Annotated in this window: 17 protein-coding genes; 7 read left to right on the top strand and 10 right to left on the bottom strand. The window is 63.7% G+C overall.

Translation table 11 applies throughout. The features are described from left to right. The first annotated feature begins 111 nt into the window (after positions 1 to 111). On the top strand, positions 112 to 1,368 hold the full coding sequence (locus ACYHH6_RS08480; RefSeq protein ID WP_352587289.1) for an Hsp70 family protein: 1,257 nt from the start codon (positions 112 to 114) through the stop codon (positions 1,366 to 1,368). 455 nt (positions 1,369 to 1,823) lie between these two features. Further along, positions 1,824 to 2,327, top strand: coding sequence for a hypothetical protein (locus ACYHH6_RS08475; protein WP_352587286.1), 504 nt, complete (start codon positions 1,824 to 1,826; stop codon positions 2,325 to 2,327). A 79-nt stretch (positions 2,328 to 2,406) separates the two neighbouring features. Here the strand turns inward: ACYHH6_RS08475 and ACYHH6_RS08470 are convergent, their stop codons facing one another. Continuing rightward, positions 2,407 to 3,309: a LysR substrate-binding domain-containing protein gene (locus ACYHH6_RS08470; protein ID WP_352587283.1), complete on the bottom strand. Its 903-nt coding sequence runs from the start codon at positions 3,307 to 3,309 to the stop codon at positions 2,407 to 2,409. 278 nt (positions 3,310 to 3,587) lie between these two features. Here ACYHH6_RS08470 and ACYHH6_RS08465 point away from each other — a divergent pair, with 278 nt between their 5' ends. The 3 genes from ACYHH6_RS08465 to ACYHH6_RS08455 are packed head-to-tail and all read left to right on the top strand — an operon-like array spanning position 3,588 to position 8,188. Further along, positions 3,588 to 6,518 (top strand): molybdopterin oxidoreductase family protein, encoded by a 2,931-nt coding sequence (locus ACYHH6_RS08465; RefSeq protein WP_352587280.1) that lies wholly within the window; start codon positions 3,588 to 3,590, stop codon positions 6,516 to 6,518. After that, positions 6,515 to 7,249: a 4Fe-4S dicluster domain-containing protein gene (locus ACYHH6_RS08460; RefSeq protein WP_352587277.1), complete on the top strand. Its 735-nt coding sequence runs from the start codon at positions 6,515 to 6,517 to the stop codon at positions 7,247 to 7,249. Before ACYHH6_RS08465 ends, ACYHH6_RS08460 begins: the two co-directional genes overlap by 4 nt. Before the next feature lie 3 nt (positions 7,250 to 7,252). Then, the gene (locus tag ACYHH6_RS08455) at positions 7,253 to 8,188 is read left to right on the top strand and encodes a dimethyl sulfoxide reductase anchor subunit family protein (RefSeq protein WP_352587274.1); all 936 of its coding nucleotides are present in this window, start codon (positions 7,253 to 7,255) and stop codon (positions 8,186 to 8,188) included. 7 nt (positions 8,189 to 8,195) lie between these two features. On the opposite strand, the gene ACYHH6_RS08450 is transcribed toward ACYHH6_RS08455, so the two are convergent. After that, complete coding sequence (locus ACYHH6_RS08450) at positions 8,196 to 9,068, bottom strand: LysR substrate-binding domain-containing protein (protein WP_352587271.1); 873 nt, start codon at positions 9,066 to 9,068, stop codon at positions 8,196 to 8,198. A 94-nt stretch (positions 9,069 to 9,162) separates the two neighbouring features. Between ACYHH6_RS08450 and ACYHH6_RS08445 the strand changes: the two genes are divergently transcribed. Then, positions 9,163 to 10,134 carry a quinone oxidoreductase family protein gene (locus ACYHH6_RS08445; RefSeq protein ID WP_352587268.1) on the top strand — a complete coding sequence of 324 codons (972 nt, stop codon included), beginning with the start codon at positions 9,163 to 9,165 and terminating at the stop codon, positions 10,132 to 10,134. A 3-nt stretch (positions 10,135 to 10,137) separates the two neighbouring features. Here ACYHH6_RS08445 and pdeM read toward each other — a convergent pair whose 3' ends face one another. The 5 genes from pdeM to ACYHH6_RS08420 form a co-directional block, all read right to left on the bottom strand. Then, positions 10,138 to 10,854 carry a ligase-associated DNA damage response endonuclease PdeM gene (gene pdeM, locus ACYHH6_RS08440; protein ID WP_352587265.1) on the bottom strand — a complete coding sequence of 239 codons (717 nt, stop codon included), beginning with the start codon at positions 10,852 to 10,854 and terminating at the stop codon, positions 10,138 to 10,140. Between the two features lies 1 nt (position 10,855). Beyond that, positions 10,856 to 13,402, bottom strand: a complete 2,547-nt coding sequence (locus ACYHH6_RS08435; RefSeq protein ID WP_352587262.1) for a ligase-associated DNA damage response DEXH box helicase — start codon at positions 13,400 to 13,402, stop codon at positions 10,856 to 10,858. A gap of 203 nt (positions 13,403 to 13,605) precedes the next feature. Beyond that, the gene (locus tag ACYHH6_RS08430; protein WP_352587259.1) at positions 13,606 to 14,466 is read right to left on the bottom strand and encodes a C40 family peptidase; all 861 of its coding nucleotides are present in this window, start codon (positions 14,464 to 14,466) and stop codon (positions 13,606 to 13,608) included. A 26-nt stretch (positions 14,467 to 14,492) separates the two neighbouring features. Next, the gene (locus ACYHH6_RS08425) at positions 14,493 to 14,843 is read right to left on the bottom strand and encodes a MarR family winged helix-turn-helix transcriptional regulator (RefSeq protein ID WP_112393125.1); all 351 of its coding nucleotides are present in this window, start codon (positions 14,841 to 14,843) and stop codon (positions 14,493 to 14,495) included. A 70-nt stretch (positions 14,844 to 14,913) separates the two neighbouring features. Further along, a complete protein-coding gene (locus tag ACYHH6_RS08420; RefSeq protein ID WP_352587255.1) occupies positions 14,914 to 16,275 on the bottom strand; it encodes a leucyl aminopeptidase family protein in 1,362 nt (453 codons plus the stop codon). A 241-nt stretch (positions 16,276 to 16,516) separates the two neighbouring features. Between ACYHH6_RS08420 and ACYHH6_RS08415 the strand changes: the two genes are divergently transcribed. After that, positions 16,517 to 17,338 carry a tetratricopeptide repeat protein gene (locus tag ACYHH6_RS08415; RefSeq protein ID WP_352555966.1) on the top strand — a complete coding sequence of 274 codons (822 nt, stop codon included), beginning with the start codon at positions 16,517 to 16,519 and terminating at the stop codon, positions 17,336 to 17,338. 108 nt (positions 17,339 to 17,446) lie between these two features. On the opposite strand, the gene ACYHH6_RS08410 is transcribed toward ACYHH6_RS08415, so the two are convergent. From ACYHH6_RS08410 to ACYHH6_RS08400, 3 genes are read right to left on the bottom strand one after another with little or no spacing between them, the layout of a single operon-like run. After that, entirely contained in the window at positions 17,447 to 18,463 is a 1,017-nt protein-coding gene (locus ACYHH6_RS08410) for a type II secretion system F family protein (RefSeq protein WP_352587252.1), read from the bottom strand. A 40-nt stretch (positions 18,464 to 18,503) separates the two neighbouring features. Beyond that, a complete protein-coding gene (locus ACYHH6_RS08405; RefSeq protein ID WP_352587249.1) occupies positions 18,504 to 19,517 on the bottom strand; it encodes a type II secretion system F family protein in 1,014 nt (337 codons plus the stop codon). A gap of 29 nt (positions 19,518 to 19,546) precedes the next feature. Then, positions 19,547 to 21,058: a TadA family conjugal transfer-associated ATPase gene (locus tag ACYHH6_RS08400; protein ID WP_352587246.1), complete on the bottom strand. Its 1,512-nt coding sequence runs from the start codon at positions 21,056 to 21,058 to the stop codon at positions 19,547 to 19,549. Positions 21,059 to 21,066 lie beyond the last annotated feature (8 nt).

The following is a 21,066-nucleotide window of genomic DNA, read 5'->3' as shown; positions in this document are numbered from 1 at the left end:
GCCTCCCAACCCTCGGGCAATTACGCACAATCAATTCGGCAAGCGGTCCGGACATCCGGATGACAGTGCTTTTCAGCGCCGGCCACCGCGACCCAATGACAGGAGGCTGCAATGCATCAGGCATTTGGCGGCATCGATTTCGGCACGTCCAATTCTACGGTGGGCGTAATCCGGAACGGCCAGGCACGACTGGTGGCGCTGGAAGGGGAACAGCCGACATTGCCAAGTGCGGTGTTCTTCAACTTCGAGGACGGCCACACCTATTTCGGCCGCCGCGCCATCGCCGACTACACCGACGCCATTGAAGGGCGGCTGATGCGGTCGCTGAAGAGCGTGCTCGGCAGTTCGCTGGCGCATGAGAAGACGCGCATCAAGGCGCGCCAGATCGGCTTCATCGACATTGTCGGCATGTTCGTCGGCCATCTCAAGACGCGGCTCGAGGAAGATGCCGGCGCTCCCGTGGAGAGCGTCGTACTCGGCCGGCCCGTGCAGTTCGTCGACGATGATGCGGAAGCCGATGCCAAGGCGCAGGGCGAGCTTGAAAAGGCAACGCGCGCGCAAGGCTTCAAGCACATCGCCTTCCAGTTCGAACCGATCGCCGCTGCACTCGATTACGAACAGGGTGTGGCACGTGAGGAGCTGGCGCTGATCGTCGACATGGGTGGCGGCACGTCCGACTTCTCGATCGTGCGGGTTTCGCCGCAGCGCGCCCGCTCAAGCGATCGCAAGGACGATATTTTGGCCAATCGCGGCATCCACATCGGCGGCACCGACTTCGACCGGCTGCTCAGCATCGCCCATGTCATGCCCAAGCTCGGCTATCTCTCGCCGACGAAAGACGGCAAGCGCAACCTGCCGGCGAGCTACTTCATCGACCTGGCGACGTGGCAGCGCATCAACCTTGTCTACACCGCCAAGGCGATGACGGACCTCAGGCAGATCCGCTTCGAGGCCAAGCGTGCCGACCTGGTCGAGCGCTTCATCCACATTGTCGAGCATCGCTACGGACATGCGCTGGCGGCGCTGGTCGAGCGGGCCAAGATCGAGCTGACCAACCGGTTGTCCGCCGATGTGGCGGTCGCGCTGTCGGGGGTAAAGTTCGCCGCCGAAATTACGCGCGCGGGGCTGGAATCAACGATTGACCGCGACATCGAGCGGGTGACCGCCACGGTGGCGCAGACCATTCAAGATGCGCAGGTGAAACCATCCGACATCACCGCGGTGTTCCTGACCGGCGGTTCGACTGCGATCCCGCTGGCCAGGCAGCAGATCCTGGCGCTGGTGCCGCAAGCGTCGGTCATCGAAGGCGACATGTTCGGCTCGGTCGGGCTTGGCCTGGCGCTGGACGCTCAAAGAAAGTTCGGCTGAAGCCTTCCAAGAGCGGTTCAGCTTTTCACAGAATCGCTGATCCGCTAGCTGAAGACCGCGCCCACGGTTCGATTGGAAGAAGCAGGGTTCGGCGATCGGCCGGATACCAATGAATTCCGTGCTGGCCAAGTAGAATCACTTGACCGCCCGCCCTTGGCATGGACGAGAACCGCCGCAGTGCTGATGCTTGCGAGGCGGCGGCGATGCGGCGCAGGGTGCTGAAAGGATATCAGCGCCAAGCCCCTTCCCGGCATGGCTACGTCAGACCGTTGATATCGCGATGAGGCCGTAGCGGACTTGTCCAAAACGCAAACCGCAGATCTCGCACAAATTAGGCCCAATCCCGCAATTAAGTCTTATATTATTCTGCTCACAATTCAGCGATGTTGTAGAATGTCTTTTCCAGCGCAGTAAGATAACACTAGCCCGGCACAGTAACCGATGGAACCTTTCGAATGCAGGATGAGCAATGGCCGCCCGATAGTTTGATCGATATGATGATGCAGTTGAGCGATGGAGACTTCTCTGTTCTTGTTGGCGCGGTGGCGCACCGCGCTTCAATGTCAACATGGGCCGGTAGTCGCAATCACGCATTCTGGAGTGAGCTTGCAAAGCTCGGATTGTTGAAAGAGGATCCACCCATTCCCATCGAAGAACTCGCCGATGCGCGTAATTTCTCTGTCGTCAAAGGGGGTGTGCCTCGCCTCGATAAATTGCTCCGCAAACGCGTCATCTACACCATGATGCGACAATTTTTGGAGACCGAATGCGAACCATTTTCGACGAAGGTCGTTGAGCGCGTTAGGGATGCTGGAGGCGGCACTGCGGACATCATAATCTTGATGGGTGTCATCCTCACTTCTGTTCTATCGAAGAGTTTTCCGCAGCAAGATTGCGAACATGTGATCCAAGCCGTAGCAGACCTTGCCAGGAAGCGTTTGGCTAGGAATAACTCTTAGAAGGATCCACTGCCGCGCGCAGCAAATGCCGCGATGCCAGGAAAATCAGAATGGCGCGCAGCGGTTTTCCTGGAATGCTCTAGCCCGTCGGCGATGCATCCGCCTTGCCCGTCAGATGCGCTTTGAGCGCCATCTGCGCCAGGCTCGCCTGGCGATCGCGATGGGTGATCATGGCGAAGTCGCGCTTCGGCAGTTCGAGCGGCACCGACCGGAGGCTGCCCTCGGCCACGGCGCGCCCGACGACGAGATCGGAAATGATGGTGGCGCCGGCGCCGGCCTCGACCGCCTGGCGAACCGCCTCGTTGCTTGGCAGCACCAAAAATATCTGCAGATCGGCGAGCGAAATCCCTTCGCGGCGGGCCAGATCCTCCAGCACCTCGCGCGTGCCCGAACCGCCCTCGCGAATTATCCAGCGCAGCCCCCTGATGTCGGGGCGGCCCGGCGCGATTTCGACGATCTCGGGATGCGAGGCGGCGACGACCAGCATCAGTCTGTCGACGTCAACCTTGGTGCGGCGCAGGATATCGGACTCGGTGCGCCCCTCGACCAGGCCGAGATCGGCAGTGCCGTCCAGCACATTGGCCTCCACCTGCCTGGTGTTGCCAATGGTCACGCTGAGCCGCACCGCCGGGTAGGCCTCATGGAAGGACGCCAGCCGGCGCGGCAGCCAGTAGCTGGCGATGGTCAGGCTGGCGGCGATCGACAGGCTGCCGGCGACGGTCTGCGAGACATGTTCCAGCACGTTGCGGGCGGCGGCCGCGCGCTCCAGCACCGCCTTGGCCTCAGGCAGGAAGCGGTGACCGGTTTGCGCCAGCTCGATGTTGCGGCCGACCCGGTTGAACAGATGAACGCCGTGCTGCTCCTCGAGCGCACGGATGGCCGCCGACGCAGCCGACTGGGAGATGCCCAAAAGCTCTGCCGCCTTGGTCATGTGGCCGCGTTCGGCGACGGCGACGAAAATGCGCAACTGATCCAGGGTCATGCGCGCATTAAGAACCAATTTCGATCGAATTTACAAGAACAACTGATTAGACAGATCGATAGCTTTATTCTACTTTTTCAGCCGAAGTTAGAAGAAATTCGCTAACAGATCGCAGCCAACAAAATGATCGGGCGGTTCAGATCTCTGCTTGCGCATTGGACCCGTGGCCTCAGGCGGCGGCTGGCCGGCGACCGCTATCACCCTGAAGAGCACTATATGCGTGGCCCCGGACCGAAGACGCGGGCCAAATTCTCAGGCAGCAAAAGCACGCCTGGCCTATGAACCACGGGGCGCCGCGCGGGGCGAATTCCGCACCGTCGCAACGGCCGCTTGCCGATACGCGCGCGCCGGACGAAGGCGACGGCGTCGACACCTCGCCCGATGTTTCCGACAGCATCGCCAAGACCACCTGCTATATGTGCGCCTGCCGCTGCGGCATCGACGTCCACATCAAGGACGGCAAGGTTCGCTACATCAACGGCAACAAGGACCATCCGGTCAATCGCGGCGTGATCTGCGGCAAGGGCAGCTCCGGCATCATGCAGCACTACAGCCCGGCGCGGCTGAAGAAGCCGCTGTTGCGCAGCGGTCCGCGCGGCTCGGGCGAATTCCGCGAGATCGAGTGGGAAGAAGCCTTTTCGATCGCGACGGAACGTCTGTCGAATATCCGTCGGATCGATCCCAAAAAGCTTGCCTTCTTCACCGGGCGTGACCAGTCGCAGTCGCTGACCGGCTGGTGGGCGAGCCAGTTCGGCACGCCGAACTTCGCTGCCCATGGCGGCTTCTGCTCGGTCAATATGGCGGCCGGCGGGCTCTACACGATCGGCGGTTCGTTCTGGGAGTTCGGTGAGCCGGACTGGGACAACACCAAATACTTCATGCTGTTCGGCGTCGCCGAGGACCATGATTCCAACCCGATCAAGATCGGGCTCGGCAAGCTCAAGGCGCGCGGTGCCAAGGTGGTGTCGATCAACCCTTGCCGCACCGGCTACAATGCGATCGCCGACGACTGGATCGGCATCAGGCCCGGCACGGACGGCCTCTTCGTCTTCGCCCTCATCCATGAACTGCTCAAAGCGGGTCGCGTCGATCTCGATTATCTGCTGCGCTACACCAACGCTCATGTTCTGGTCATCCAGGAGCCGGGCGCGGCCGATGACGGGCTTTTCCTGCGCGACAGCGACAACAATCCCGTCGCCTGGGACCGGGTGGCGAAGGCCTCCATCAACGCCGCCGACCCAGATGCAAAGCCGGCGCTGACCGGCAGCCACATCGTCGCCGGCCGCCGCTGTGTGCCGGTGTTCCACCTCATCGCCGATCGCTACATGGACGACAGCTACGCGCCTGACGCAGTCGCGGCGCAGTGCGGGATTCCGGCTGATACGATCCGCCGGATCGCGGCCGAACTTGCGCATGTCGCCTTCGAACAGACGGTAGAACTGCCGGTGGCGTGGACCGACTGGGCCGGGCGTCGGCACGAGACGATTAAGGGACGGCCGGTGTCGATGCATGCCATGCGGGGCATATCGGCCCATTCGAACGGTTTTCACTCTTGCCGCGCCATCCACCTGCTGCAGGTGCTGCTGGGCACGATCGACGTGCCCGGCGGCTTTCGTTTCAAGCCGCCCTACCCGCGCTCGGCGCCGCCAGGACCGAAGCCGGCCGGCAAAAGCGTAAAGCCGATGACGCCGCTCGACGGCATTCCGCTCGGCTTCGTCTGTGGGCCGGATGACCTGCTGGTCGATGAGGCCGGCACGCCGCTTCGCATCGATAAGGCCTATTCCTGGGACGCGCCGCTGGCCGCGCACGGGCTGATGCATACGGTCATCCGCAATGCCTGGGCCGGCGACCCTTACCCGATCGACACGCTGATGATGTACATGTCGAACATGGCGTGGAATTCCTCGATGAACACCGTCGAGACCATTGCCATGCTGACCGACCATGACGAGGCGGGCAACTACAAGATCCCCTTCATCATCTATTCCGACGCCTATTATTCGGAGACGGTGCCGTTCGCCGACCTGGTGCTGCCCGACACCACCTATCTCGAACGGCACGATTGCATCAGCCTGCTCGACCGGCCGATAAGCCATGCCGATGGACCGGGCGACGCCATCCGCCATCCCGTGGTCGAGCCCGACCGCGATGTCAGGCCGTTCCAGTCGGTGCTGATCGAACTCGGCGCGCGCCTCGGCCTGCCCTGCTTCGTCAACGACGATGGGTCCGCGAAATACAGCGACTATGCCGACTACATCGTCAATCACGAGCGCACGCCGGGAATCGGCCCACTCGCCGGCTGGCGCGGCAAGGACGGCACGTCTGTCGGCAAGGGCGAAGTCAATCCGGACCAGCTGCAGCGCTACATCGACAATGGCGGCTTCTGGCACCAGGACTTTGCCGCCGACCAGCGCTATTACAAGATGGCCAACCGCTCCTATCTGGACTTGGCGGAGCAGTTGGGGTTCATTCCCAAGGCCGAGCCCATCGTGTTCCAGCTCTATTCCGAGCCGATGCAGCGCTTTCGCCTCGCCGCGCGCGGCCATGGCCGCGTGCAGCCGCCGGAAGCCGAGCGCGGCCGTATCGAGACCTACATGGACCCGCTGCCGTTCTGGTTTACGCCGTTCGAAGAGGCCGCCGTCGATCTCGAAAAATATCCGCTGCACGCGCTGACGCAGCGGCCGATGCACATGTATCATTCCTGGGGTTCGCAGAATGCGTGGCTGCGGCAAATCACCAGCCAGAACCGGCTGTTCGTGCATCACAAGACCGCAGCAATTCTCGGCCTTGTCGACGACGACTGGGTGTGGATCGAAAGCATCAATGGCCGGGTGAAGGGGCAGATCAAGCTGGTCGACGGCGTCAATCCAGATACGGTGTGGACCTGGAACGCCATCGGCAAACGGCGCGGCAGCTGGGGGCTGAAGGACGATGCCGCCGAAAGCAATCGCGGCTTCCTGCTCAACCACATTATCGGCGACCAGACCTCGGTCGATGCCAACGGCAAGCGCTATTCGAATTCCGATCCGGTGACCGGACAGGCGGCGTGGTTCGATTTGCGGGTGCGCATCGTCAAATGCGCGGCCGAGGAAGCCGGCTTCACCGAGCCGCAATTCGAGCGTTTCAGCCAACCGCCAAATGTCGCGCCATCGCCCGACATCCTTCGCTACGGCGCCGAATTCCGCGTCAACAGGGAAGCCGTGGAATGACCTGCCTTCCCACCCATACCGACAAGAAGCTCGGCCTGGTCATCGACCTCGACACCTGCGTCGGCTGCCAGGCCTGCGTCACCGCCTGCAAGGAGTGGAACACCGGCGGCCACATGGCGCCGCTGACCGACATCGACCCCTATGGCGGCGATGTCGACGGCGTCTGGTTCAACCGCGTGCACAGCTACGAGCAGACGACGGAGGCGGGCGGGCGCACCGTCAATTTCCCACGCTCCTGCCTGCATTGCGAGACGCCGGCCTGCGTCACCGTCTGCCCGACCGGCGCCTCCTACAAGCGGGCATCGGACGGCATCGTGCTGATCGACGAAAGCAAATGCATCGGCTGCAAACTGTGCAGCTGGGCCTGTCCCTATGGCGCGCGCGAATTCGACACCGATGTCGGCGTGATGAAGAAATGCACGCTCTGCGTCGACCGCATCTACAATGACAATCTGGCCGAGGAGGACCGCGTGCCGGCCTGCGTGGCCGCCTGCCCGACCAGCGCCCGGCATTTCGGCGATCTCGGCGATCCCCTATCGGCGGTGTCGCAACTGGTGGCGGAGCGTGGCGGCGTCGACCTGATGCCAGAGATGGGCTACAAGCCGACCAACAAGTACCTGCCGCCGCGTGCCCACACCGAGCGTGCGGCTTCTGTGGCGGCGCCGAGGCTCGAGGCGGTCAAGGCCGAAGGCGGTTTCCTCGGCTGGGTCGACCGCATGCTTTCTAACTGACCAATGCATCCAGCTTTTTCCGTCGTCTTCTTCACCACTGCCACCGGCGCCGGCTACGGCCTGCTGGCACTGCTTGGCGTGCTTGGCGGACTGGGGTTCATCCCGGCCGATTTCTGGCTCGGCCTCATCGGCATGGGGCTGGCGCTCGGCCTGATCACCGCCGGCTTGTTGTCGTCGACCGGCCATCTCGGCCGGCCCGAACGGGCTTGGCGCGCCTTCTCACAGTGGCGCAGTTCCTGGCTGTCGCGCGAAGGCGTGGCGTCGGTGGCGACCTTCATTCCGGCCGGGCTGTTCGGCCTTGGCTGGGTGTTCTTCGGCCGCACCGGCGGCTGGGTGGCTATTGCCGGGTTGCTGGCAACAATCGGCGCGGTCGTCACCGTCTGCACGACTGGCATGATCTATACGTCGCTGAAGCCGATCGCGCAGTGGCACAGCCGCTACACGCTGCCCGGCTATCTCATCTTCTCGGCGATGACCGGCAGCGTGCTGCTCAATTCGCTGCTGCAGGCATTCGCCATCGGCTCGAACCCCGTCGTGGCCGCCGCCCTGCTGCTGACCTTGCTCGGCTGGGGCTGGAAGCTGGCGACGTGGCGCTACAATGACAGGCTGGAGATCGCCACCACCGCCAACACGGCAACCGGGCTTGCCGGCGGCACGGTGCGCTCGCTGGAATGGCCGCATACCGAAGAGAATTACCTGCTCAAGGAGATGGGCTTTCGCATCGCCCGCAAGCACGCCGCCAAGCTGCGAGGGATCACGCAAGCGCTGGCTTTCGTTTTGCCTGCCTTGCTGCTTGCTGTCGTGTTCGCTTTGCCGTGGCCGCTCACGGCGGTCCTGTCGGTGCTTGCAGCGCTCGCCCAGTTCGCCGGCATGCTGGTCGAGCGCTGGCTGTTCTTCGCCGAGGCCAAGCACACCGTTACCCTCTATTACGGGCGGTAGCGCGCCGTCAGGCGGCCCGCGCTTCCGGCGCCGCCGGCAAGTCCTTCAGCAGGATTTCGATAGCGGCATCGACCACCGCTGTCCGTCGGTCGTGCGCATAGAGTCCGTATTGCACGATGAGCGGCTCGGGCACCGATGTCTTCAGCACGCGCATTGAGCCAGTGCGCACCGATTCCGGTGGAAGCAGTCCGACGCCCAGTCCGTTCTCGATCGCCGCCTGCAGGCCGGTGACGCTCTGGCACGACAGAACGATCCTGTGCTCCCGGCCGGCGGCAACCAGCGCCTCGATCATGCGCCTGCGCCAAGGGCAGGTTGCACCGAAGGCGACGAGATCGAGCGGCCGTTCCTGATCCAGCACATAGTCCGTAGCGCAGACCCATTGCAGTTCGACATTCCACGTCGTCAAGGCATCGGCTGCGACGACCGATGTCGGGGCGATCATCACATCCAGCGCGTCTTCACTCCACAGCCGCCCCAGCGCGACGCTGTGCTCGACCATGGCGTCGAGGCTGATGTCGGGATAGGTGCGATGCAGCCGTCCGAGTGCGGCCGAGAGCGCGGCGTTGGTAACCTCTTCGGCAAGACCGATGCGCACGCCGCCGCGAATGCCGGCCTGCTGCAGCCGCGCCACCGCTTCATCGCCCAGAGCCAGGATGCGGGTCGCGTAGCCCAGAAAGAGCTCTCCCTCCGCAGTCGGCACGACGCCGCGGCCGGTGCGCTGGAACAGATGCCGATGGAGCAGGCCCTCGAGCCGGCGCATCTGCATGCTCAGCGACGATTGGGTTCTGCCGGTCTGTGCGGCGACCCTGCTCAGGCTGCCTTGCCGGCAGACCGCCACAAAGGTGCGAAGAAGGTCCAGGCCGATCTGTTCAGATATCATATTCTTTGAACTCTGTTGTCAACGATATCAGTCTACAGCGATATCTCCTCACGCGCTATCTCCCTCCCACATGAACAGCGCAGGGAAGAAAAACATGAAAGCGATCCGTGTTCACCGCCATGGCGGGCCAGACGTGCTCACCTATGAGGATGTCGACATCGGACAGCCCGGGCCGGGCGAGGTCCGCGTGCGCAACCGGGCGGTCGGCCTCAACTTCGTCGACGTCTATTTCCGCACCGGCGAATATGCGCCACCCGCTTTGCCGTTCACGCCGGGCAATGAAGGCGCCGGCGAAATCATCGCGGTCGGCGAAGGCGTCAGCGGCTTTGCCCCGGGCGATCGCGTCGCCTATGTCGAGACGCTCGGCGCCTATGCCGAGGAGCGCATCGTGCCGGCGCATTTCGTCGTGCATCTGCCCGACGCCATCGATTTCGAGACAGGTGCAGCAATGATGCTGAAGGGGCTGACGGCGCAATATCTCCTGCGCCGCACGTTTCGTGTCGAGGCGGGCCATACCATCCTCGTCCATGCCGCGGCAGGCGGTGTCGGCCTCATCCTGACGCAATGGGCAAAGCATCTCGGCGCGACCGTCATCGGCACGGTCGGCTCGGCCGAGAAGGCCGAACTGGTGCGCGTCAATGGCTGCGACCATGTCATCGACTACAGCAGGGAGGACTTTGCTGCGCGGGTGAAAGAGATCACCAAGGGCGAGGGCTGCCATGTCGTCTATGACGGCGTCGGCAAGGCGACCTTCCCGGCTTCGCTCGATTGCCTGCGGCCCTTCGGCACGTTTGTCAGCTTCGGCACAGCGTCAGGATCGATCCCGTCCTTCGACATCATGCTTTTGATGCAGAAAGGATCGCTGTTCGCCACCTGGCAGTTGCTGTTCCATCATCTCGCCAGGCGCGAGGACGTTGTCGCCATGAGCGAGGATCTCTTCAGCGTCGTGCTCGGCGGCGCGGTGAAAATCCCCGTGCACACAAGCATGCCGCTCGCCGAAGTGGCTGAAGCGCATCGCCGGCTCGAAGCGAGGCAGACGACCGGCGCTACCGTGCTAATACCGTAGAACTCAGCCCGGCCGCAGCATGGCGTGGGAAATGGCGAAGATGCGCTCGGCGCCCAGCATATAGGCCATCAGCGTCTCGCGGCGGAACAGGCCGGCATAGGCGCGGTCGAGCACGTTGAGCGAACCGGTATAGGCGCCGAAGGCCGGCATGATCATGCGGCCGCCATCGCCTGCAAAACAACGCCGCCGCACCGAGCGGCCGCGCTGGACGATGCGCGCACAGGGATGGAGATGGCCTGCGACTTCGCCCTCGGTTCTCGCCTTCGACGGCTCGTGGCGAAACAGCAGCGAGCCGATGGCGAGTTCGCACACCGTCTCGCCCGGCAGGTCGGCCGGCGCTTCCGGATCATGGTTGCCGGCGACCCAGAACCAGTCGCGGCCGGCCATCAGCGCCTCCAGCCGTTCGCGGAAGGATTGATGCATCCGCTCGGCGCCACCGCCATCGTGAAAGGAATCACCCAGGCTGATGACGATCGAAGGCTGATAGTCCGCGATCACCGCCTGCAGCCGCAACAAGGTGGCGCCGGTATCGTAAGGCGGGATCAGGGCGCCGCGCCTGGCAAAGGACGAGCCTTTTTCCAGGTGCAAGTCGGAGACCGCGAGCAGCCGTAGATCGGGGAAATAAAGCACGCCGCGGGGATCGCAGACCGCGCGTTCGCCGGCGATGCCGACCATGTCGGCCTCGGCGATCAGTGTTGCGCGCGCCAGCGAAAAATTCATTTCAAGTCAGACCCTCTTGGTCCGGTTTCGCCCTTGGCCCCATGGCCTCTTCGACCAGATCGGCGGCCTCCATGAGCAAAGACTCGTTGGCGCCGCCATTGACCGATTCCCTGCCGATCTCCAGCATCACAGGCAGAGCCAGCGGCGAAATCTGGTCGAGATGCTTATGCATGATTCCACCGCGTACACGCGAGAGCATCTCGGCAAGTCTGCTGACATCGAGCAATCCGGCCGAGGCATCGGTGCGCGTCGCCTGCAGCAGGATATGGTCCGGCTCGTGGCTGCGCAACACATCGTAAATCAGGTCGGCCGAGACCGTCACCTGGCGGCCGCTCTTCTCCTGCCCCGGGAAACGCTTCTCGATCAGCCCGGCAATGACGGCGCAGGTGCGGAAGGTGCGCTTCAGCATCCAGCTGTCGTTCAGCCAAGCTTCGAGGTCGTCGCCAAGCATGTCCTCGTCGAACAGAGCAGCCAGCGACAGCTTCTTCGCCTTGAACAAGGCCGCCATGTCGTCGAGCGCCCAGACGGCCAGCGAATAGTCGGTGGCGACGAAGCCGAGCGGACGGGCGTTGGCCCGCTCCAGCCGGCGCGTCAAAAGCATGCCCAGCGTCTGGTGCGCCAGCCTGCCCTCGAACGGATAGGCGACCATGTAGTGGCGGCTGCCGCGCGGAAAGGTTTCGACCAGAAGATCGCCCCGCTTGGGCAGCACTGACTTTTCCTTCTGCAGTCTGAGCCAGTCGGCAACCTGCTCGGGCAATGCCTGCCATTTGTGGGGATCGGCCAGCATGCCGCGCACCTGGTCGGCGAGATAGGTCGACAGCGGAAACTTGCCGCCGGCATAGGATGGCACGATGATGTTGGCGCCGGCGCCGTTCGAGACCACGCATTCATTCTCGCGAATGCCCTCGAAGCGCAGCACTTTGCCGGCAAATAGAAAGTTGTCGCCGGGCCGCAGCGTCTCGGCGAAATACTCCTCGATCTTGCCCAGCACCGGCCCACCGCGTCCGGCCATGCCGCGGCCTTGCCGGACATAGCGGACATTGAGCTCAGGCATTTCGACGATGGTGCCGACATTCAGCCGGTATTGTTGCGCGATGCGAGGGTTGGAGACGCGCCACAGCCCGTCCTTGGTCTGGCGGATGCGGGCGTAGCGCTCATAGTTCTTCAGCGCATAGCCGCCGGTGGCGACGAAGTCGACGACACGGTCGAAGGTCTGGCGCTCCAGCCCGGCATAGGGCGCAGCGCTGCGCACCTCTTCGAACAGAAGGTCGGCGTAGAAAGGCGCGCCGCAGGCGACGCCCAGCACATGCTGCGACAACACGTCGAGCGCGCCATTGATCAGCGGTGGCGTGTCCTGCGCGCCGAGATAATTGGCGTCGAGTGCCGCCCGGCATTCCAGCACCTCGAAGCGGTTCGCCGGGATGAGGATCGCCTTCGACGGCTCGTCCATGCGGTGGTTGGCGCGGCCGATGCGCTGCGCCAGCCGGCTGGCGCCCTTGGGCGCGCCGACATGGACGACCAGATCGACATCGCCCCAGTCGATGCCAAGGTCCAGCGTCGAGGTGGCGACGATGGCACGCAGCGCGTTGTCCGCCATCGCCTTCTCGACACGGCGGCGCTGGCCGACATCGAGCGAACCATGATGCAGCGCGATCGGCAGCGAGTCCTCATTCGCCCGCCACAGTTCCTGGAACAGCATCTCGGCCTGGCTGCGGGTGTTGACGAACAGCAGCGTCATGCGATGCTTCTGGATCGCCTCGTAAATCTCGGGAATGGCGTAGCGCGCCGAATGGCCCGACCACGGCACCCGCTCGCGCGAGTCGAGGATGGAGATGTCGGGCCTGGCGCCACCGGAGACGGTGATCAGCCCGGCCATCTCACCCGGTGGATTTTGCCCGACCAGCCAGCGCCGCAACTCATCGGGCTCGGCCACGGTTGCCGACAGGCCGATCGTCTGCAGGCCGGGCACGTAGGTACGCAGCCGCGCCAGGCCGAGTGCCAAAAGGTGGCCGCGTTTCGAAATCACCAGCGAATGCAGTTCGTCGAGCACGACATAGCGCAGATCCTCGAAGAAGCGCCTGGCATCAGGCGCCGCGATCAGCAGCGCCAGCTGCTCCGGGGTGGTTAGCAGGATATCGGGAGGCGCCAGCTTCTGGCGCTGGCGCTTGTGCGAGGGCGTGTCGCCGGTGCGCGTCTCGATGGTGACGGGAAGCCCTATCTCTTCCACCGGCTTGCCGAGATTGCGCTCGATATCGACTGCCAGCGCCTTCAACGGCGAGATGTAAAGCGTGTGGATGCCGCGATGCGCCTGACCGGGTTTGCGCCTGGGACGGTTGGCCAGTTCGGTCAGCGACGGCAGGAAGCCCGCCAGCGTCTTGCCGGCCCCGGTCGGCGCGATCAGCAGCACCGATTGCCCGGCCTGGGCTCTCGCCATAAGTTCGATCTGATGGGCGCGCGGCGACCAGCCCTTCTCGCCGAACCATCTGATGAACGGTTCGGGCAAGGCGACACTGGCATTCTGTTCGGCAAGGCGCGGCTGCTCGGTCACGCGAAAGAGGTAGCGCGCGCGCGCGCGAACGCCAAGCAAAATCGGAACAAAAGGTGATCGAAGAGAGCTTTCCTCGCCCCGTTTACGGGGAGAGGATGCCGGCAGGCAGGTGAGGCGCAGCGCTGACAATCGAAAGTTCGCGCCGCCCCTCATCCGCCCTTCGGGCACCTTCTCCCCGTATAGTGACGGGGAGAAGGAAGAGGCTAAGGCCTCCTGAACCCCGTCGGCCCGCCATAGAGATAGCCGATGCGGTCGATCGCGTCCTTCAGCCCTTCGCGCGATACCAGCATGGTGTGGCCGTTGGCGTGGATGACGTCGCGGGCGGCGGTCATGATGGCGACGTGGCCCTTCCAGAACACCAGGTCGCCGCGCTTCAGCCCGGCATAATCCGGGCCGGGATCGAGCGGTTCGCCGAGGCCTGCCGCCTGCATGTCGGAATCGCGCAGCACATTGCGGCCGGCCATGCGCATGGCCAGCTGGACAAGGCCCGAACAGTCGATGCCGAAGCCGGAGGTGCCGCCCCAGAGATAGGGCGTGCCGAGAAACATCTCGGCCACCGCGACGTAGTCGTAAGCCACGTCGCCAAGCGGGCGCAGATGGCCGGCGATCAGCGCCTCGCCGGAGGGCAGCAGCGCATAGTGGGTGCCGCGCGTTTCGGCAGCGCCCGTCACCGTCACCGTCGAACCCATCGACAGCTGGCCGGCGATCGGAAAGCGCAGATCGGCGCCAGGATAGAGGAAGGTGCGCGGCGCAGAGACAATATGGGTGGGCGCATGCTCGCGAGCACCCAACATGGTGGCGCCGACATAGCCGACATAGCCGTCACGTTCAGCCTGGATCCAGGCCCAACCCTCGGCTTCCTCAAAGACAAGCACATCGTCACCAAACAGCACCTGCGTGTTGACGCCGGCGTCCGGGCGCGGCGCCTTGCGGATATCGGCCACGGAGGCCTCGATGCGCGCCGGACGGCCGGCGACGAAGCGATCGGCCGATACCTCGCCTTTCAGCCTGGCATCGGCGAGGTCGGAACGGAAGGCGTGAAGGCGGGCATCCCTGGCAGTCAAATCAGCAATCCAGCTATTGGGTGTGGTCAGATGGGCAGCTCATGCGCCCGGGCAACGATACCATCGCCGAAGCGCTCGACAAAGAGCGCGCCTTCGACCGTGCGCCGGATCAGCACGTTGCGCTTGTCGAGTTCGTCGCGATGGCGCGACACCAGCTTCAGCGCGCCCATAGTATCCAGCGCGCGGGTGATGACCGGCTTGGTGACGTTGAGGCGGGCTGCCAGGCCGCGCACTGTATGCGGCGGCGGGTCAAGATAGATGGTGAATAGGATCGCCGTCTGGCGCATGGTGAGATCGGGCGCGTCATCGCGCACCTGCGACAGCATCACCTGCTGCCACAGTCGCATCGCCTGGCTCGGACGCATCGAAATCGACATCGCCCGAGCATGACGGCAAATTGTTTCGGTTCCGTTTCAGTTTGGAGGCCGTGCGCTATGCCTCACGACCTCAGGCATAGCGCCTCGAAATGATCCGCTCCAGCGCACGGATGCCTTGCGCCTCGCCGCCGGCAGGGCCGTAGGGGCGGTCGGACGGATTCCAGGCAAAGATGTCGAAATGCGCCCAACCCGGCGTCCGCTCGACAAAGCGTTTCAGGAACAGCGCCGCGGTGACCGAACCGGCAAAGCCGTCGGTGGTGACATTGTTGATGTCGGCGATCTTCGAGGCCAGCCTGGCATCGTAGGGCCGCCACAGCGGCATGCGCCACAACGGATCCTCGACGGCAACGGAGGCCGCCACCAATTCGGACGCCAGCGCTTCGTCGCCGGTGTAGAAAGGCGGCAGGTCGGGACCGAGCGCGACGCGCGCGGCGCCGGTCAGCGTCGCCATGTCGATCAACAGTTCAGGCTCCTCATCATCGGCCAGCGCTAGTGCATCCGCCAACACCAGCCGCCCTTCGGCGTCGGTGTTGCCGATCTCGACGGTGGTGCCCTTGCGGCTGGTCAGCACATCGCCAGGCCGGAACGCATTGCCGGCAATGGAGTTCTCAACCGCCGGGATCAGGACGCGCAGCCGGACCTTCAGCCCGGCGGCCATGATCATCGAGGCCAGGCCCAGAACATTGGCGGCGCCGCCCATATCCTTCTTCATCAACAGCATGCCCGACGACGGCTTGATGTCGAGACCGCCTGTGTCGAAACAGACGCCCTTGCCGACCAGCGTCACCTTCGGCGCATCGGCCCGTCCCCAAATCATGTCGATCAGGCGCGGCGCGCCGACAGAGGCGCGGCCGACCGCATGAATCATCGGAAAATTCTGCTTGAGCAGATCGTCGCCCTTGATCACCGACACCTCGGCCTTGTGTGTCGCCGCCAAGGCCCGCACGGCCTTTTCCAACTCGTCCGGTCCCATGTCACTGGTCGGCGTATTGACGAGATCGCGCGTCAGGAAGACGCCGTCGGCGATGCGGCGGACACGGCCCGCATCGGCGCCGGACGGCATGGCAAAGCGCAATGCCTTGCCTGGTTTCTTGCCGTATCGGGTGAAGACATAGCCGCCGAGAACCAGGGCTATGGCCGAGAGTTCCGGCTCGGCATACGCCGAGGCAAGGTGCCAGTCGCCTTCCGGCAGGGCTCTCGCCAGCGCACCGATGGCCAGTGCGCCCTCGCCTTCGCCGATGCCGAACAACGCGCCGGCAAGCGCGCCGTCTTCGTCGGGCACGGCGAGCGTCCTGCCGGCTTCGCCGGAAAAGCCGTTGGCGGCCGCCCAGGTGATCGTGGCAGGCGAAAGCCCCAAGGCCTCCAGGCCATCCCTCGCGACCAGATGGACGGGCAAGGCAGTGTTTAGTGTCTCGACGAGTTCGACGGGCATTCGATGGTCTCCGCGCAGGCTTGCAAGTCGTCCCCAGTCACCTGACAGGGACGTCGAATGATTTCAACCTCTATGCACAGAGGCCAGGCATAGGAAAATGCCAAGCCAATGGCTTCCGGCGGGCGGCGTACCGATCTCAACGGGCCACTTTTTAACTATCCGTTAGGGTTAACAGAATATTTCTGGGGGAATGAAGACGGCCACGCAATGGCCGCGCGCAGGAATGGAGAGCCCCGTGCCGATGCCGACCAACCGCAGGATGAACGTCACGGGCAAACGGTTGGTCACCACGGCGTTGCTGATGGCGCTCGCGGCCGGTGTTGCCGGGTGCGGAACCAGCAAGCTCACGACCGGCTCGATCGGGCGCACCAGCGGCAAACCGCTGGAAACCATGTCGGCCAGCGAGTTGCACAGCGCGACCACGCGGCTCGGCGAATCCTACGCAAAAAATCCCAACGACAAACGGCTGGCGACAAATTTTGCGGCGGCGCTGCAGATGGACGGCGATGCCGACCAGTCGCTTGCCGTGATGCGCAAGCTGGCGATCGCCTACCCCAAGGATCGCGACGTGCTCGCCGCCTATGGCAAGGCGCTCGCCGCCAACGGCCAGTTTGAGTCCGCGCTCGACGCGGTGCGCCGGGCGCAGACCCCGGAATATCCGGACTGGCGGCTGATGTCGGCAGAGGCTGCCATCCTCGACCAGATCGGCCAGAAGGATGAAGCGCGCCAGGATTACCGCAAGGCGCTGGACCTCAAGCCAAACGAGCCCTCGATCCTTTCCAATCTCGGCATGTCCTATGTGCTGGAAGGCGATCTGCGCACCGCCGAGACCTATATGCGCTCGGCCGCCCAGCAACCGAACGCCGACAGCCGGGTGCGCCAGAACCTGGCGCTGGTCGTGGGTCTTCAGGGCCGTTTCGACGAGGCCGAGAAGATCGCCTCGCAGGAGCTTTCGCCCGAACAGGCGCAAGCCAATGTGGCCTACCTTCGTCAGATGCTTGCACAGCAGAACGCCTGGAGCCAGCTCAAGGATCAGGACAAGGGCAAGCCGGCGACCAACTGAGCGCCGAATACACCTCCGCGCAGCGCAAAATCCATCCACATCAAAGCTGAAAATCCAAGAGCCGCATTGCATCGGCAGCGCGGCTCTTTCGTATGGCTGCAACGAAGCCTACTGGCTTGAGGAATTGTGCTGGTCGCCGAAGATGCCGCGCTGGCTGACCTGTATGCCGGCCGGTCCAAGAATGATGGCGAACAACACCGGCAGGAAAAACAGGATCATCGGCACGGTGAGCTTCGGCGGCAGGGCGGCGGCCTTCTTCTCGGCCGTATTCATGCGCATATCGCGACTTTCCGAGGCCAGCACGCGCAATGCGTGCGCCACGGGCGTGCCGTAGCGCTCGGCCTGGACCAGCGCCTGGGACACCGACTTCACCGATTCCAGGCCGGTACGAGCCGCGAGGTTTTCATAAGCCTGCTTGCGCTCCTGCAGATAAGAGAGTTCGGCATTGGTCAGCACGAACTCCTCCGCCAACGCCACCGACTGCGAGCCGATCTCATCGGCGACCCTGCGCATTGCAGCCTCTACCGACATGCCCGACTCGACGCAGATCAGCATCAGGTCGAGCGCATCCGGCCACGCCCGCTGGATCGACTGCTTGCGCTTGGCGGCACGGTTGTTGACGTAAAGGATCGGCGCGTAGAAACCGGCATAGGCGACAAGGATGCAGACGAACACCTTCACGAAAGCCGGCCGGTCCGGCAGCCCGCCGAGCACGAACAGATAGATCGCCGCCAGCGCGAAACCGACAAAGGGCAGGACCAGGCGGAAAAACAGGAAGCGCGTCAGCGGGTTCTGGCCACGAAAGCCCGCCACTTTGAGCTTCTGCAGCGTGCCTTCATCGGCCAGCGCACGCCGCAGGTCCAGCCTGTCGACGATGTTGCGCATGCCGATAGACTGTTCCTCGCGCAGGCCCTTGCGGCGGCGATCGGCTTCGTTTGCCAGCCGCGCGCGCTGCTTGGCGCGCAGTTCGTCCCGCTCCAGCGCCACCGATTTCATGCGTGCCTTGAGCTGATTGCCACCCAGGGCCGGCAGCAGCGTGAAGACGGTCGCGAATACCGCGATGCCGACCAGCAATGCGATCAGGAAGGCAGGATCGGTCAGCGATTTGACGACTTGGTCTGTCATTCGTTTTCAGTCTTTTCGTTCGAGCTTTCCGAAGTCGGGCCTAAACCTCAAAGTTCATCATCTTGCGCATCACCAGAATGCCGATAGACATCCAGACGCCGGAACAGCCGAGGATCAGATTGCCGGTGCTGGTGGTGAACAACGGCATGATGTAATTCGGGCTCGACAGGTAGACGAGAAGGGCGACGACAAAAGGCAGCGCGCCGATGATGACGGCCGAGGCCTTCGCTTCCATCGACAGCGCCTGGACCTTGGCCTTCATCTTCTTGCGATCGCGAAGCACGCGCGAAAGGTTGCCCAGCGCCTCGGAGAGATTGCCGCCGGCCTGCGACTGGATCTGGATGACGATGCCGAAGAAGCTTGCCTCGCTGCATGGCATGGTTTCGGCCATGCGCAAGGTGGCATCGGGGATGGACATGCCAACCTGCTGTGAATCGACGATGCGGCGGAACTCGGTCTTGACCGGCTCCGGCGATTCATTGGCGATCAGGCGAATGGCGTCGTTGAGCGGCAGCCCGGACTTGACGGCGCGCACGATGATATCGAGGGCGTTGGGAAATTCGTTGAGGAATGCCTTGACCCGGCGCGTGCGGCGAAGCGATACGAACCAGCGGGGCAGGCCGAGCGCGCCGGCCAGCAGCGCGCCTGGCAAGACCAGCAGCGGCGCGCCGGCGAAATAGGCAAGCGCCGTCAGCGCGATGCCGCAAACGAGGGAGTAGAGATAGAAACGCTCAATCGAGACCTGCATGCCGGCCTGACGGAGCTGGGCCTTCAGCGGCGGCTTCTTGACAACGCGTTCGGTAGTCTTCTGCTTTTCGTCGAGCTGTTTCAGTGAATCCTGGACGGATTTGCGCCGCTTGGCCGCCTCCGCGACACGGTCGCGTGAAGCCTTGACGACCGAACGATCGGTCTCGGCGGCTTTGATCGTCTCGAGCCGCTTGCCGGCCTGCTTCTCGTTGCTCATCTGGGTGAACAGGAAGGCATAGGCGACCGCGCCGGCGCTGAAGCCGGCGAGCACGATGAACGCCAGTACGGTGGTGTCAATTCCGAACATCAACCTTGGTCCCCACGCCTCCAGATGCGTCAGTCAGCGCGTTTCTCCATCGATTCCAGCGCATTGGCGAGGCGCTGTTCCTCGCCGTAGTAGCGGGCACGATCCCAAAAATGCGGACGGCCAATGCCGGTCGACACATGCTCGCCCAACAGCCTGCCGTTCGAGTCCTCGCCCTTGATGTTATAGAGCACGAGATCCTGCGTGATGATGACGTCGCCTTCCATGCCGATCACCTCGGTGATGTGGGTGATGCGGCGCGACCCGTCGCGAAGGCGTGCTGCCTGGATGATGACATCGATGGAGCCGACGACGATTTCGCGCACGGTCTTCTGCGGCAGTGAATAGCCGCCCATGGCAATCATCGATTCGATACGGTTCAGACATTCGCGCGGGCTGTTGGAGTGGATCGTTCCCATCGAACCGTCATGGCCGGTGTTCATCGCCTGCAGCAGGTCGAAAACCTCCGGTCCGCGCACTTCGCCGACGATGATGCGTTCGGGCCGCATGCGCAGGCAGTTCTTGACCAGGTCGCGCATGGTCACCTCGCCTTCGCCCTCAAGGTTGGGCGGGCGGGTTTCGAGACGCACCACGTGCGGCTGCTGCAGTTGCAGCTCGGCCGAGTCCTCGCAGGTGATGACGCGTTCCTCGCGGTCGATATAGTTGGTCAGGCAGTTGAGCAGCGTCGTCTTGCCGGAGCCGGTGCCGCCGGAGATGACGATGTTGCAGCGGACGCGGCCGATGATCTTGAGGATCTCGGCGCCCTGCGGCGAGATGGCGCCGAACTTGACCAACTGATCGAGCGTCAGCTTGTCCTTCTTGAACTTGCGGATGGTGAGCGCTGTGCCGTCGATGGACAGCGGCGGGGCGATGACGTTGACGCGGGAACCGTCGGGTAGGCGGGCGTCGCAGATCGGGCTCGATTCGTCGACGCGGCGGCCAACCTGGCTGACGATGCGCTGGCAGATGTTGAGCAGTTGCTGATTGTCGCGGAAGCGGATGCCGGTCTGTTCGACCTTGCCGTTGACTTCGATGTAGACGTTCTTGGAGCCGTTGACCATGATATCGGCGATATCATCGCGAGCAAGCAACGGCTCCAGCGGGCCGTAGCCCAGCACGTCGTTGCAGATGTCTTCGAGCAGCTCTTCCTGCTCGGCAATCGACATTGCGAAATTTTTGATGGCGATGATGTCGTTGACGATATCGCGGATTTCCTCGCGCGCGCTCTCGGGATCGAGCTTGGCGAGCTGCGACAGGTCGATGGTGTCGATAAGCGCGGAGAAGACCTGACTCTTGGTGTCGTAGTAGGTCTCGCTGCGTTCGCGCTGGACCTTTCTTGCCGGCTCCGGCGCCATCGGCGGCGCCTCAACAGCACGGCGAGCGGGCGGCATTACCGGCGCAGCAGACGGCGGCGCTGCGGCGGGCCGGGAAAGAACGGCCGTGTCCGCAGGCTTTGCAGCCACCGGCGCCGCGGGCGGCGGTGCTGGCTGACGGAATTCCGGGATGGACCGGCTGCCGTCGTCGGAGCCTCTTTTACCAAACATGATCGACT

It is taken from the genome of Mesorhizobium sp. P171375, from assembly GCF_057786075.1.
This window is presented reverse-complemented; position numbering and strand designations above follow the sequence as displayed.

Excerpts from the sequence above, each read along its gene's own strand:
- ACYHH6_RS08480 (WP_352587289.1), top strand. The coding sequence starts at position 112 with ATGCATCAGGCATTTGGCGGCATCGATTTCGGCACGTCCAATTCTACG.
- ACYHH6_RS08475 (WP_352587286.1), top strand. The coding sequence starts at position 1,824 with ATGCAGGATGAGCAATGGCCGCCCGATAGTTTGATCGATATGATGATG.
- ACYHH6_RS08470 (WP_352587283.1), bottom strand. The coding sequence starts at position 3,309 with ATGACCCTGGATCAGTTGCGCATTTTCGTCGCCGTCGCCGAACGCGGC.
- ACYHH6_RS08465 (WP_352587280.1), top strand. The coding sequence starts at position 3,588 with ATGAACCACGGGGCGCCGCGCGGGGCGAATTCCGCACCGTCGCAACGG.
- ACYHH6_RS08460 (WP_352587277.1), top strand. The coding sequence starts at position 6,515 with ATGACCTGCCTTCCCACCCATACCGACAAGAAGCTCGGCCTGGTCATC.
- ACYHH6_RS08455 (WP_352587274.1), top strand. The coding sequence starts at position 7,253 with ATGCATCCAGCTTTTTCCGTCGTCTTCTTCACCACTGCCACCGGCGCC.
- ACYHH6_RS08450 (WP_352587271.1), bottom strand. The coding sequence starts at position 9,068 with ATGATATCTGAACAGATCGGCCTGGACCTTCTTCGCACCTTTGTGGCG.
- ACYHH6_RS08445 (WP_352587268.1), top strand. The coding sequence starts at position 9,163 with ATGAAAGCGATCCGTGTTCACCGCCATGGCGGGCCAGACGTGCTCACC.
- pdeM (WP_352587265.1), bottom strand. The coding sequence starts at position 10,854 with ATGAATTTTTCGCTGGCGCGCGCAACACTGATCGCCGAGGCCGACATG.
- ACYHH6_RS08425 (WP_112393125.1), bottom strand. The coding sequence starts at position 14,843 with ATGTCGATTTCGATGCGTCCGAGCCAGGCGATGCGACTGTGGCAGCAG.
- ACYHH6_RS08420 (WP_352587255.1), bottom strand. The coding sequence starts at position 16,275 with ATGCCCGTCGAACTCGTCGAGACACTAAACACTGCCTTGCCCGTCCAT.
- ACYHH6_RS08415 (WP_352555966.1), top strand. The coding sequence starts at position 16,517 with ATGCCGACCAACCGCAGGATGAACGTCACGGGCAAACGGTTGGTCACC.
- ACYHH6_RS08410 (WP_352587252.1), bottom strand. The coding sequence starts at position 18,463 with ATGACAGACCAAGTCGTCAAATCGCTGACCGATCCTGCCTTCCTGATC.
- ACYHH6_RS08405 (WP_352587249.1), bottom strand. The coding sequence starts at position 19,517 with ATGTTCGGAATTGACACCACCGTACTGGCGTTCATCGTGCTCGCCGGC.
- ACYHH6_RS08400 (WP_352587246.1), bottom strand. The coding sequence starts at position 21,058 with ATGTTTGGTAAAAGAGGCTCCGACGACGGCAGCCGGTCCATCCCGGAA.